This window comes from Sphingobacterium sp. UBA1498, assembly GCF_002325125.1.
Lineage (GTDB): Bacteria > Bacteroidota > Bacteroidia > Sphingobacteriales > Sphingobacteriaceae > Sphingobacterium.
On record NZ_DCRG01000004.1, the window covers coordinates 208,804 to 222,487 of the forward strand.

The following is a 13,684-nucleotide window of genomic DNA, read 5'->3' on the forward strand; positions in this document are numbered from 1 at the left end:
TCTAATTAATAAAGTCAATTAATTCATTTATATATGTTTTTGCATTAAAAACAGTAAGTGCAAGATTTCGCCCATTATCCCCAACAATCTTAGCCCTATTATAATTTTCAAAGACATCATCTATCCTTTTGGCGATTCCAGTAATATCACCAGGATTACATAAAAACGCAGTTTCATTATCCTTTAAATAAAATGGTATTTCACCAACATTCGTAATAACAACAGGTTTACCCGAGAGCAGATATTCTCCTAATTTTGTTGGAAATCCCCCAGAAATATACTTAACGGGAGTAGATAAAAGGCAAGAAGCTCCCTTTAGAAAAGAAGGAATAAGAGCGTTATCAATCATACCCATTACTTTTATATTTGGTGTATTTTTGATAAGGCAATCCATTTCGCTTAAAGATGGGTGATTGGCTATTAACTTTTGATAATTTCCGATCAAAAAAAGCTCTACCTTTCTATTCTGTTTATAGCTTGAAAACTCTATGTAGCTTTTAATAGAATCCAATATGTTATCTCGATTATGAGTTCCGAAAACTACTGCTATATAAGGATGTAAGTTATTATATGGAATAATATCACTATACCTTTGAGGATCAATACTCATTGGCAGTAAAAAAACATTTTTATTACCTACAATTCTACCATAAAATGATTTTAGCTCGTGAGAAATAGTTATTATTTTATCAAAAGCTCTTAAATTACATTCTATAAATTTCCTCTTTAGGGAACTTGCATTAAAAAAATTCTTAGGATATTCAGTTTTATCTAAGATAAATTCTATCCTCCTAATTTTTGCATACAAGCCAAAAACTAGATTCGATATTGGGCTAAAATAGTAGGTCAGAATACAATCCGTCTTATTTTTTGAAAGCAAAAATAAAGCAGCGAAAACACCATACATATAATACCCTCCTTTTATTAAGGTAGATACATTATTCCTTCTCCAAGTAACTTTTGAGACATAAATAAAGTCAATCCCATTAAATTGCCCTTTCCTTTCAGTATTAACACCCGACTCCTTAGTCGGTGCCAATAAATAAACACAGACGTAGTGCCCTTGCTCAACGAGCTCTTTACAATAAGATATTATTCTTAGTGTCGATACATTTCCTTTAGGAAACGGGCCTAAGAAAATCATAGCATACTTTTTCTTTCTTTTACTTAACATGATTCAAATCTGGTATGTAATTTTCAACACCGAAAATTAAATTCTTCTTCAGAATTGGATACAAAGTGAGTGACAAAGTACTTTTTGAAAACATTATAAATAAAGCAACCAATACTGATACCAAAATTACTCTTGATTTTACAATGTAATTCGTTTTACTTAAGAAATAAACTGCATACAGCATAAAAAGAATGTCAATTGAGAATAAACATCTCATAAATCTCCCAAAATAGGGCACATGATAATATAAACTTAAATAAAACAATGACACCAAGTTAAAGTTTATAATAAAAACTATTTGCTTTCTCTCTTTCTCGCCGAAAGATATCTTTTGTAAAAGCTTTTTTAAAAGGATTACAGTCAATATAACAAGAATTAAATGAGCAAAGAAAATGGATGAAAATCCTCCTCCTGATTCATAAGTAGCAAATTTATTTTGTGCAACGTCTCCTAGCAGAGGTAGAATATATTGTCCAAACAAAATAACGGACAGCAATAAAGCTACCCCATTAGCCAAGCCTACCTTTTTGATATTCAAAGACTCTTCACGATCAATTATAAAATAAAAAGGCAAAAATAACAAACCTGTTCTATGGAATGATCCACCAACTAAAACTAGGCACAAAAAAATCAACTTTTTTCTAGGTGAATCTCCTAAAATTACCATAATAGCAGTGATTAGAAGCGCATGGGTTATGTAATTTCGTGTGAAAACGTACTCCATTATAAATATAACAAAGTATATAAGTGAGAAAAATGCCGGATAGGGGCATATCCGTTGGGTAAATAAATAGAAAACATATAATACCACAAAGGAAATGACGATCATATAACCTTGAAAAGTAAATCCTAAATATAAAAAAAACTCATTTAACAAATTGAAGCCATATTCGGTAACTATGTTTCGTCTATACATATCCCCCGACGATTCAAATAACATTTTATATGCATCATAATCTCCATTCCAACAATTCCAGCCCCAAAGTATCCACATAAATACGAAAAACAAGGCGCATAAAGTTTTGGATTTAGGATTAATGCAACAAAAAATAGCCATTATAATAAATATCGAAAATATAATTATCATACATTACTCCTTAAGAATTTCCTATAATAATAAACTATTATAATTAAATAACAAACTCCTGCGGAAACATATCCTATGGAAGCACCGATTCCACCGAAAAGTTTGATAAATAGAATATTACAAATTAATAAAGTACAACCAACAAAGAATGATGCATTTCGGAGAGTTTTTCCTTGCCCATTTGCCAATAAAAATCTGTTAAAAAAATCTGACAATCCATAAAACACTGCTCCAAATGACGACAACCTAACTAAGGGTATTGCATGACGATAAGAACTACCATAAATTATTTCTATGATTTTCCCCGAAAAAAAGAATAGGAAAATTAATGAGCAGAAAGCAATACAAATGGTGATTAAGAACAGCTTTTTATCAATGCTTTTATTTTGGGTAAATGATTTAAATGATGAAGTGGCAATAACATTTGGTATCAAAGTCAGTGGAGCAGTAAACTGTAATGCTATTGCATAATAACCAACCTCCAAATTTGACACGCCAAAATAGCTAATTAGTATTCCCGATAGAGATGAAGCTCCCAAAGATACAACTGCCCCTAAATATACGTTTAATCCAAAATCTTTATTTATTTTGAATATATTTATTAAATTCTTCTTAAGATTTAAAAAGCTGGGCTTGACAACAATAATGATTAAAATATATGCTATCGCCATTGAAGCGATATTCAAAAACAAATAACTTTGAGTCGTAAGTCCCAATTGCTTACCCTTAAAGTAAATACCACAAAGAATAAGAAAATATAAACACCTAGGAACAAATCGCGAAAATGCAAGTTGCCCAATTCGATTCCCACCCTGTAAAATTAATTCGTTAAAATTTGTAAATAAAAATATCACTGAAAATGGTATCAAACCTGTTATCAAATTATATATTTGCGGGTTATTAATTAAAGAAATCCGACAATAGATCATTGTGCATAACCCTAACGGTAAAGCTAGAATACCAACAAAAAAAATTCCTAAACCATAAATTTCTCGTTCTTTCTCCTGGGTATCTGCTAAAGACAATGTTCTATTTATCGAATAAAAAAAACCAAAATTAAAAATAACCTGTAAAAAGTTAAAAAGATTCAGTATAAAAGAGTAATCTCCGAATGAATGTGGAGAGATTAGCTTCGTTAGAAAAAAATTCGCCCCGAGTAAAAAAAACATTCCGAAAATTGTGGAACCAAATAAAAGAAATGCTTGATTTAAAGTTTTATTCTTTAATATCGTTCCCATCAATTGTCTGAATTATAAATATTTTGCAATATTTTGAAATGTTTATCATAAACATTTTCCCAAGTAATTTTTTCTTCAAAATTTTTTCTACTCTTTTCCAACAATTCATCCCTAAAGCTCTTGTTCATCAGCTTTTGTAGTTTATCTAATGCTTCCTCCCCATCAAATGGGTTTTTTAAATATAAAGCTCCATTGCCACACACTTCCGTATTAAATGAAAATTCTGTTGTAATTATTGGTAAATTAAAAACCATAGCCTCCAATAAAGAGGCAGAAAATACCTCAAGTAAAGTTGGCAAAAGTAAAATATGAGTTTTTTTATATATATCCGGCAAATCTGATAGACTTACTTTACCTAAATTCGTAAAATACTTCTCAACATTATTCTTCTTTATCATTTTATATAACGCGGAATGCATAAATTCTTCAACTGGGTAGGTAATAAAGAATTGAAATTTATGGTCGTTACTTTCTTTTAATAACTTCGCGATTTTTACAAGTAAGAGTAAATTCTTATGTGGGTAAGGAGCCGCGATTGATAGAACGTTAATTGTAGAATCATAATTTCTAGCAAAGTTCTTACCAATATATTCCTTGAATGTAAGTGAAAAAGTATTTTCTACAACAAAAACATTATCGGCACACTTCTTTAGATTCGAGACTATTTTATCTTTAGCATCATTAGTTTGGGTTATATAATAAATAGCATTTACTAAATAAAATCGCTGAATAATTACTTTTAATTTCATTAACAATCTTTCCCTAAAGTTATAAATCTGATATACACTGGAGTCTAAACTATTTATAATCCATGGATTTGTTAAACGGAGCACCTCTTTTTGCTTAAAATTAATATATGAGGGTGCCCCAACAGAATAAATAATATCTGGATTTAAGGAATTTGCAAAAGATTTTATTTGTCGTTTAAGTTTTAGTCGTAAAATAGAAGCAGGAGATTGATCAACGATGAGAGTCTTTGATATGTCAGTAGGACAGGCATCATATACGGCCCGATTTGAGATATAGTAAATCTCGGAAGAACTTTGCAAAAAGCTATTCTTGATAATATTAATCGCGACTTGTAAAGCACCTCCTAAATGTATAGTAGCAGTATTAATAATTATCCTCATTTTTTATTTTCATTAATGTAATAACCTTTATACCATTTAACAAACTCTTTTACACCAAGGCTAATGGATATAGTGCTTTGATAGCCTAATTTATTTAAATTCCTTGTATCTGCCCAGGTCCTCGGAACATCTCCTGGCTGCATTGGTAATAAAGTCTTTTCAGCTATTTCTCCTAAACTATACTCTAATGTTTCAATAAACTCCATTAACGAAACTGGAAAGCCGTTCCCAATATTGAACACTTGATAGAAGGAATGATCTTTTGCTATTTGCCTTGGGCTATTAAGCGCAATTATAATTCCTTCAATAATATCATCGATATAAGTAAAATCGCGGCTCATATCGCCATTATTGAATACTTTGATAGGGCGCCCATCACTAATAGCTGAAGCAAAAAGTATAGGTGCCATATCCGGCCTACCCCAAGGTCCATACACCGTAAAAAATCGTAAACCCGTCGTTGGAACTTGATAAAGGTGACTGTAGGTATGGGCCATCAATTCATTGGCTTTCTTTGTGGCGGCATATAAACTCACAGGATAGTCTACACGGTCCTCCTCAGAAAAAGGAACTTTTCCATTTTCCCCATAAACGGATGAACTAGAAGCATAGACTAAATGGCCAATCTTGTGGTGGCGGCAGCATTCTAAAATATTGACAAAACCCACTAAATTACTATCAACGTAAGCCATTGGATTTTCCAGGCTATAGCGAACGCCCGCTTGTGCCGCCAAATTAACAACAGCATCAAAAGACTCTTCTTGAAAAAGCGTTGGTAATTCCTCTCTGTCTTCTAAATTCATCCGTAGAAATGTCAAGTTAGTATAAATACCTGAAGTCGCTTTATGGTTAAACTGTTCAGCTTGAGAGCGATCTATCCCCAATTCATGGAGACGTGCATACTTTAAATTAACATCATAATAATCATTGATGTTATCTAAACCTACGACAACATTTCCTTGCTCCGCTAAAAGTTTACACAGATGAAAGCCGATAAATCCCGCGGCACCGGTTACCAATATTTTCTTATAATTCATCACTTGTTTTTGTTAATTCTCCAAATTCTTTTTGTGCAAATTCATAAGCAGCCAGATCGCCGATGTCAAACCTTCTGCCGTTAATAGGCCACGCATATACATCTGTATGAGTACAAAGCCATGCAGCCAGATTACCTGGTGCATCGTAATCGCAGCCTTGCTCCACAGCTGTCTGAATTAGAGGCAAATCACCAGCTTTATAGTAATAAAATGGTGGAACTGCCCAATGGGATGGCGGAACTTCCGGTTTCTCATAAATGGCTTCGACTAGTTGATTTTCATTCATTTTTAACACGCCTGTCTTTTGTAAGGCATGAATTGAAGGCTCCTCATGACAGGTGATACAACTTGTACCTTTTACCCCTGCAAACTGGACAAAATCCGCAAAAGAAAATGTAACAACATTATCCCCAGCTAAAACCAGTAAATCTTCTTCAATAGATAATTCCTTAATAGCGAATAAAATATCATTTACGGCCCCGAGACGGTTTTCATTACTCGTTGTACCATCATTTAGTACGGTCACTATTTTCTGATAGTTGCTTACAGATCGCCAATCCTCAAAATGGTGATAAAATGTCGCATTGCTTACTACAATATGCTCAGTAACAATAGCAAGCTTATCCAACTGCGCAACCAAACGATCCAAAATTGTCTGTCCACCAATAGCCAACAATGGCTTAGGAAAATTTTTGGTCAATGGATATAAGCGTGTGGCATAACCAGCCGCTAAGATCAGCGTTTTCATATTAAGTCTTATTTGATTTCATCATCATTAACTAACCCGCCGTAAACCGTCGGCCGTCTTGCAGACACGCACTTCATACTTACCTTCCATCTCCGGATATGCAGCCAAATAGCTTTCACTAATGGCGTGGATAGCCTGATCACGATAGGCTGGATCAGCCAACGCAATACAACAGCCTTTAAAACCAGCTCCACTAAATCGTCCACCGTAGACCCCCGGAGCTTGTTTGATCGCATCATACAAAGCTATCATTTCTGGACATCCCGCTTCCCAATTGTGAATGGAACTATCACCGGACTCAAACATAATCGCTCCTAATCCTTTCAAATCGCCTAGGGAAAATGCCTCCACAGCGCGATCCACGCGCTCAAATTCCGACATATAGTGTAAAGTACGTTTGGATAAGGTAGCTGGAAGCTGATCCTTCCATTTCTCATAGATAGATTTTTCGACATTGCGCAGACGCATTTCAGCGTAGTCACCATACGGTAAGCCTTCATAAGCCATCAACGAATAAGCCGCAACTTTGCATTCATCTGTCCGTGTGTTATAACTTGTATTTACTAATGTACGGGTCAATCCGCTGAAAAAAACCAAAATATCAAACTCGGGCATATTCGCAGGCTGAGGAATTAGCTTATAGGAGTCATCCTTGGTATCCAAATACAACAGATGATCTTTTTTACAAAGCACCTCGCAGCTCTGGTCTAATTTTCCAAGACTTAAACCTATATACTCTTTTTCAGCTTGAAATGCCAATTCAATCAAAGCATGTTCATCCAGCGAAATATGATTGACATCAGCCAAAGCCATAATATAGCAAAGTAGCACCGCAGATGAAGATGACAATCCACCCACTGGTAAAGATCCCGACGCCAAGCCTTGTATACCTACATGCAATTCATAATTCTTTTTCAGGACATAAATAGCCGCCTGGATATAGCGCCCCCAATGCTCATATTTAGGAGGCATCGCATCTATGGGAAAAATAACCTGCCCCTCAAAGTCGCTGCTGAACAAATTGATAACACCAGTTTCCGTCGGTGTATAATAAAAATCAACACCATGATCCAACGCAAATCCGGTCACGTGTCCATGCTGATGGTCAATATGCGCCCCAACAGGACAAACCCGGTAGGGGCTATATACATGGCGAATATCAGTAACTTTGGTTTCTGGGAACAGTGATTGGATTTCCTTGTGCATGACTTATGAAATAATTTTTTTATATATTATTCGCCAATAGCATAATAATCAAACCCAACACTATTTAACAGGGAACGATCCAATATTTTGCGCCCATCAAAAACAAAGGCAGGCTTTTTCATGTCCTCTTTGATCTTAGCCCAGTCGTATCCTTTAAACTCATCCCATTCGGTCAATACTGCAACAGCATGGGCACCCTGTAACGCTTGATAAGGATCATTAACAACCGTTACTAAGCGTCGATTATCATCTGTTGAGCGTGTACCTAAATAATCCAAATCCTTGTAAATTTGTTCTGCAGGCACTTTGGGATCATAAACTACTACATGTGCCTCTTCGTCCAATAGATGATCGGCTACATAAATGGCCGCAGACTCCCGGGTATCATTGGTATCTTTCTTAAATGCCCAACCCAGGAACGCGATCTTCTTACCATTGACCGTGTTGTACATGGTTTGGATAATATTCTGTGCAAAACGCGCTTTCTGATGATCGTTTAAAATAATCACCTGCTCCCAATAGTCTGCTACTGCAGTAAGATTGTAAGAGCGAGCAATATATACCAAGTTCAAAATATCTTTTTGGAAACAAGAACCACCAAAACCAACGGAAGCTTTTAAAAACTTAGGTCCAATACGGCTATCGTGACCAATAGCACGGGATACTTCATCCACGTTGGCTCCAGTAACCTCACACAATTCTGAAATGGCATTGATTGAGGAAACACGTTGCGCCAAAAACGCATTGGCAACAAGTTTTGAAAGCTCGGAAGACCATAGATTGGTGGTTAAGATGCGCTCACGCGGAACCCACTCGGCATACACATCCACCAAAGCTTGTACCGCTTCTGCATCCTCGCCTCCAATAAGAACGCGATCTGGATTGTGCAAATCAGTGACCGCAGTACCTTCTGCCAAAAACTCTGGGTTAGATAAAATATGGAAATTGACCCCATTACCGGTATTGTCCAAAATACTTTTCAATGCTGCTGCGGTACGCACAGGCAAAGTCGACTTTTCAACAACAATTTTATCATTTTTAGCAACAGAAGCAATCTGACGCGCACATAATTCAATATACTTCAAATCGGCTGCCTGCCCTTTTCCCTTACCATAAGTTTTGGTTGGTGTATTGACAGAAATAAAAATCATATCGGCCTCGTCGATCGCTTTCTCGACCTCGGTAGAAAAGAAAAGATTACGTCCTCGTGCTTCTGCCACCACAGCATCAAGACCTGGCTCATAAACGGGAAGATTGTCCAGATCGGCATCATTCCAGGCATCGATACGCGCCTGATTGAGATCAACTACTGTAACCTGCACATTGGGATTTTTCTGTGCAATGACCGACATGGTAGGCCCCCCTACATAACCTGCACCAATACAGGTTATTTTTTTAATTTCTTTCATTTTATTGCAGTTAATTCTTATTTTTTGATATCAATGTCTTTCAATGATTAAACAGGCGTGTCTACTTTTTGATAGAGAACAATGACTCCTTGTACATTTTTGGGTACTTCTGTGTACACGGTCACCTTCTTACCAAGTATTGTGCCAGCTTTGGCTGCAGCCTGCATTAAATAGGTTAAATTAAGCTGTTCGCCGGCAACAAGCACTTCAATATGCCCCGAATCAACACCTTTGGCATAGTCGCCCAATAGTGCAATTTCATGCACATCGCCAGCTCGCTCTAAAATCTGGTCCACAAACGTTTCAATACCCAAAAAACTATGGATCAGCCCCTGAAGCGATGAAAATAGCGAATGCTTGATGTTAGCCTGGTAAAATATCCTATTATCATTTTCCTCCCGGATTAGATAGCCGGCTTCGGTCAGTTGATTCAATTCCTTGCGAATTGAATTGGTCGATTCTTTGAATTCGTCCGCCAAACCTCGTAGGTAACCCCGGTTGCCTGCCGAAACAAAAAATTTGATTAGTAACTTTAAACGTGTCTTGGATGTAATTAAGGTATCCAACATGGAATAGCATTTAAGTTGAGTAACAAAAGTACTCATTTTAGTTTACCGCTCCAAATTAAATTAGTATTAACTACTTGATAACTTAACAATAAATGTAAAACTCCACGTGGAACGTTACTTAAAATAAAGAAACCCCGGCAAGTAGGGTCTCTTCAGGTTAAATAGGTATGTAATATGGAATAAAAACACGTAAAAACTAACTTTTAAATTCGTTTTGACTGGCCGAAGGACTGATCGCATACACACCTTCCATGGGCAGTGTTGTACTAAAGGCTTTCTTCTCGCCATTCTGATAGGTCACCTGCGCATGCACCTTTACCATGTAGTCTTTCAAATCAACACGACCAGCTTTGCCAGAACCGATACGAAAACGGACAGATACTTCTGATGAAGAATTCTGATCTGATTTGAAGGGCAACACGAGCAGCTGCTGAAGCTTCACCTCGACCTTTTGATTGGTCGAACGCACATCCTTTACCACAATATTCAGCACATCATCGTGATACCGCTCTGCGCGAAAAATCAATGCGCCATGGGTCGAACTTAGTCTCCCGCTGTACTGCCCCGGATGTTCCTGAAAACGGTAATACATTTGCAAGGAGATGTCTGCTGGCTTTTTGCCCGAAGCAAAAAGCTTATATAGGGCATACACAATCGCAATAAACAGAATTATATATAAATAAGTCATCATCAAGTAATCAAATGTTGTCTAGGTCAAAATATACTGCGCTCGTCTGTAACTAAATGCGTAGGGCAAAAATAAAGACATAATTGCAATCAGAACAGAGACCCTAGGGTCTTATTTACAATTAGGAAAATAAAAGCTTATTAGATTTATTGAAAATAATGCACTTTTGTTTTGCTGTATGAAGCCAAATATTATTTTCATCCTAATACTGCTGCTGTGCACCGTCGCAATCCACTTTGGGATGAATGCTATCATTTCGCATAATAGTGCGGTTCAAGACACCTACATTTCAAAGGAATCTCCCATTGTAATAACGCAGGAAAGAGCACAGCAAACCGACCCAGCTTATTACTACGCCAATAGGCACCTTTTTGTACCACTCGCTCAGTTCAAACCGGTAAAAAATCAGGAAAAAAATATCTTTTGGTTAAAAAAGGTGATTTTTCTTAACAACAACGCATTGACAGGTGATTATGTACTGTCATTTGACAACCTCACTTTCGTAGACCTCAACATACTGGACATAAAGGGAAATATCATCGACAGCAGAAGTGCCGGCCTATTTCGAAAGCATACATCATTATCGCCTAAAGGCGGACGTGACCATTTTAACATCCACCTGAACAGCAATACGATGTACACCCTTTTACTGCGTGTACAACATATTAAAGGCTATACGCCATTTTATGATTTCCGCTTACAAACACAGAAAGACTACCTCAAGAAGGTGCAGGGCATCAATCTCATCCATGCGTTTATGGAAGGGGCCATTATTGTATTGCTGCTGTACATTGCTTTTGCATGGCTCGTCTCGCGCTACAGGCCTTATATCTGGATCTTTTGCTTTTTGTTATTTATCGGATTTTATAGCTATGGGCTGCAAAATCAATTTATAGATCTATTCTTTCCCAACAACCCTCAACTTGGATGGAGCCTGGTATCGGTATTTAGAAATCTGGCTGGAATAAGCTTCTCTCTGTTGACGATTGCCTTCTTAAATCTCAAAAAAATAAGCCATCAGTATTATAGGCTCATGCTCGGCCTCATTCTGCTGGCACTTGTGATGTCGGCAGCTAACTTGATCAACAACTATTGCTTCGCCAATTTTAAACAGAGCAATTGGACTAACCTCTTTTTGGGAATGCTCTATGTCCTCTTTTTTTCGAGTTTATTTATATCCCTCTGGAAAAAGATAGACAGGATGCAGCGCTTCTTGATTTATTCGGGTATTTTTCTCGTTATCGGCATCGGCATATTGATCTATTGTGGTTTGATCTTAAAGGAACAGTCCATCCAATATGTCTCCATAATGACGCAGTTTTTTGTATTATGCATCACGATGATCCTCTTAATCGGCATTCGGCTGAAAATACGGAAATCAGAGCTGGAGCACCATAAAACCACCGAGACCATCGTTCTTGAACGAACAGCCGAGCTTAAAAAGGCCAATGATGCGCTCTACGAGCAGCAGATTCAATTGCTTCAGAAAAACCATTACATCGAAACACTCATTGACGAGGTCAACCACCGGGTTAAAAACAACCTCCAGCTGCTGTATAGTTTGGGGAGCCTGTACCGGTCCGACCATGGCAACCAGAGTATGCAGCCCATACAATCCATGCAGGATAGAATACATGCCATGATGCTCGTTAACCAGTTGCTGGTATACAATCAAAATAGTCAGCTGAAATTGAACATTTTAGTGATTGAAACTGTTAACTACCTGAAACAAATGCATGATCCCGAAGGCACTGTGGCTATCCATGTCGATGTTGGACAAGATTGGCTGATTACAACCCAAACCTCTATACCCTTAGCGCTCATCATTACAGAGCTTATGACAAATAGTTATAAATATGCTTTTCCTCAGGGTGCTGTCGATGCGCCCGCGATTCATTTGAGTATAATCAAAAATGAATTTGGAACGTCCATGCGGTTTGAGGACAATGGTGTGGGCGCCAAAGCCGTTGTTTCTGAAGCGTCTTTCGGAATTGGTTTAGTAAGGGATCTAACACGACAGATACGAGGAACAGTGACCATCAACCCGCAAAATGGATTTAAATATTTATTTGAATTTAACAATATCATATGAGCCTAAAAGTATTAATTGTAGAAGACGAAATGATCATTGCCCGATTTATTGAATATCAGCTTAATTCACTCTACACCGGCCTGGAATTGCATATTGCGCTTACCGTTGACGAAGTGGAACAATACATGGAGCAAAACTCGCCCCATCTGGTACTCTGTGATATTCAGCTTAACGACCTACTGGATGGCATTGAGTTAATGGAGAAATATACCGCAACCAAGCATTTCAGTCTAATCTTTATCACTTCTTATCAGTCCAAAAGTAGTATCGATCGCGCAGCAGCATTACACCCTGAAAATTACATCATTAAACCACTAGGAGAAAACCGGCTCTATGCAGGCACCCACATGGTGATCCAGCGCCTGCAACAACAAACGGTTAAAAATCAGGCCGTGGAAAAACTCAAGACATTGACTCCGGCCGAGCTGAATATCCTGAAGCTGATTGCCCTGCGGCATACCACCAAATATATTGCCGAATCACTATTTCTCAGTCCATATACCATCAAAAACACAAGACACCGCATCTGCCGAAAACTGGATCTCAATGAAGAAAACAATGCGCTCCTGTCTTGGGCGATCGAACATCAGCATCTACTCAAATTCTGAGACAAAAAAATAAGGGTTTGCAATAAAGCAAACCCTTTCCCATAAAATAAGAATTACGCAAATTATTTCGTCTGATGCAGGTGGTCTTTAGATTGATAAGGCGCACCGATCTTCAATACGGTACGAAACGTTTTTGGTTTGCTGTTACCAAAATTCAACACCCCGGAGATGCGGATCCCTTTTCCTTCCAATGCGGTGAGCTCACCCTTCTTTTTAAGCAATTTAAATCGTACGGACACGTCGGAGGTCCCTTCCTTCTTCTTTTCAAAAGGCACCACGACAATTTGTTCCAGATTGACAACTAAAGCAGGATGACTGGGTTTGACCGCTTTGATCACCAAATTTCTGAGTGCGTCGTCTTTCGATTCGGTACGAAAAACAAAAACGCCACTTTTTGTCCGGTAGTCGCCGCTATATTGACCGGGTCTATCCTGAAACAGGTAGTGGACCTCCATTGAAACAGCATCGTGAAATTGCTTCTGCCTTTGTTTTGCTTTTAAGATTAGATAAAGGAAACTCAAAATAAGTACCGTAAGTGCTATAAAAGTTACCATAATAAAATAGTTTATGAATAGGAATAGGTGAACCCAAAAATAAGGTAATCGCCTATAGCACACGAAAATGGAAAGGGGACAAAAAAGGGACAATTACAAATTAGGCTTTAACAGGGCAAAAAGGCCTACCGGTGTGGCAGGCCT

The 13,684-nt window shown here is 37.5% G+C and carries 13 protein-coding genes; 2 read left to right on the plus strand and 11 right to left on the minus strand.

Annotated features, from left to right (window positions below):
• Position 1: 1 nt before the first annotated feature.
• The 10 genes from B3139_RS03785 to B3139_RS03830 all read right to left on the minus strand — a co-directional run bounded on the left by B3139_RS03785 (position 2) and on the right by B3139_RS03830 (position 10,289).
• The gene (locus B3139_RS03785; protein WP_293879920.1) at positions 2-1,174 is read right to left on the minus strand and encodes a glycosyltransferase; all 1,173 of its coding nucleotides are present in this window, start codon (positions 1,172-1,174) and stop codon (positions 2-4) included.
• Positions 1,164-2,261: an EpsG family protein gene (locus B3139_RS03790; protein WP_349676333.1), complete on the minus strand. Its 1,098-nt coding sequence runs from the start codon at positions 2,259-2,261 to the stop codon at positions 1,164-1,166. The genes B3139_RS03785 and B3139_RS03790 overlap by 11 nt, the downstream gene beginning before the upstream one ends.
• Positions 2,258-3,499 (minus strand): oligosaccharide flippase family protein, encoded by a 1,242-nt coding sequence (locus tag B3139_RS03795; protein ID WP_293879922.1) that lies wholly within the window; start codon positions 3,497-3,499, stop codon positions 2,258-2,260. Before B3139_RS03795 ends, B3139_RS03790 begins: the two co-directional genes overlap by 4 nt.
• Entirely contained in the window at positions 3,499-4,629 is a 1,131-nt protein-coding gene (locus B3139_RS03800) for a glycosyltransferase (RefSeq protein ID WP_293879924.1), read from the minus strand. Before B3139_RS03800 ends, B3139_RS03795 begins: the two co-directional genes overlap by 1 nt.
• Positions 4,626-5,666, minus strand: a complete 1,041-nt coding sequence (locus B3139_RS03805) for an NAD-dependent epimerase/dehydratase family protein (protein WP_293879926.1) — start codon at positions 5,664-5,666, stop codon at positions 4,626-4,628. Before B3139_RS03805 ends, B3139_RS03800 begins: the two co-directional genes overlap by 4 nt.
• Positions 5,656-6,414 carry a sugar phosphate nucleotidyltransferase gene (locus tag B3139_RS03810; protein ID WP_293879928.1) on the minus strand — a complete coding sequence of 253 codons (759 nt, stop codon included), beginning with the start codon at positions 6,412-6,414 and terminating at the stop codon, positions 5,656-5,658. Before B3139_RS03810 ends, B3139_RS03805 begins: the two co-directional genes overlap by 11 nt.
• 27 nt (positions 6,415-6,441) lie before the next feature.
• Positions 6,442-7,620 (minus strand): galactokinase family protein, encoded by a 1,179-nt coding sequence (locus tag B3139_RS03815; protein ID WP_293879930.1) that lies wholly within the window; start codon positions 7,618-7,620, stop codon positions 6,442-6,444.
• Positions 7,621-7,646: 26 nt separating this feature from the next.
• Positions 7,647-9,029, minus strand: coding sequence for a nucleotide sugar dehydrogenase (locus tag B3139_RS03820; protein ID WP_293879932.1), 1,383 nt, complete (start codon positions 9,027-9,029; stop codon positions 7,647-7,649).
• A gap of 47 nt (positions 9,030-9,076) precedes the next feature.
• The gene (locus B3139_RS03825; RefSeq protein WP_293879934.1) at positions 9,077-9,598 is read right to left on the minus strand and encodes an ArsR family transcriptional regulator; all 522 of its coding nucleotides are present in this window, start codon (positions 9,596-9,598) and stop codon (positions 9,077-9,079) included.
• 196 nt (positions 9,599-9,794) lie between these two features.
• Entirely contained in the window at positions 9,795-10,289 is a 495-nt protein-coding gene (locus B3139_RS03830; RefSeq protein WP_293879936.1) for a hypothetical protein, read from the minus strand.
• A gap of 175 nt (positions 10,290-10,464) precedes the next feature.
• On the opposite strand from B3139_RS03830, the gene B3139_RS03835 reads away from it, so the two are divergent.
• Positions 10,465-12,378, plus strand: coding sequence for a 7TM diverse intracellular signaling domain-containing protein (locus B3139_RS03835; protein WP_293879938.1), 1,914 nt, complete (start codon positions 10,465-10,467; stop codon positions 12,376-12,378).
• On the plus strand, positions 12,375-12,986 hold the full coding sequence (locus B3139_RS03840) for a DNA-binding response regulator (protein WP_293879940.1): 612 nt from the start codon (positions 12,375-12,377) through the stop codon (positions 12,984-12,986). Before B3139_RS03835 ends, B3139_RS03840 begins: the two co-directional genes overlap by 4 nt.
• Before the next feature lie 62 nt (positions 12,987-13,048).
• Here B3139_RS03840 and B3139_RS03845 read toward each other — a convergent pair whose 3' ends face one another.
• Positions 13,049-13,540 carry a hypothetical protein gene (locus tag B3139_RS03845; protein WP_293879942.1) on the minus strand — a complete coding sequence of 164 codons (492 nt, stop codon included), beginning with the start codon at positions 13,538-13,540 and terminating at the stop codon, positions 13,049-13,051.
• Positions 13,541-13,684 lie beyond the last annotated feature (144 nt).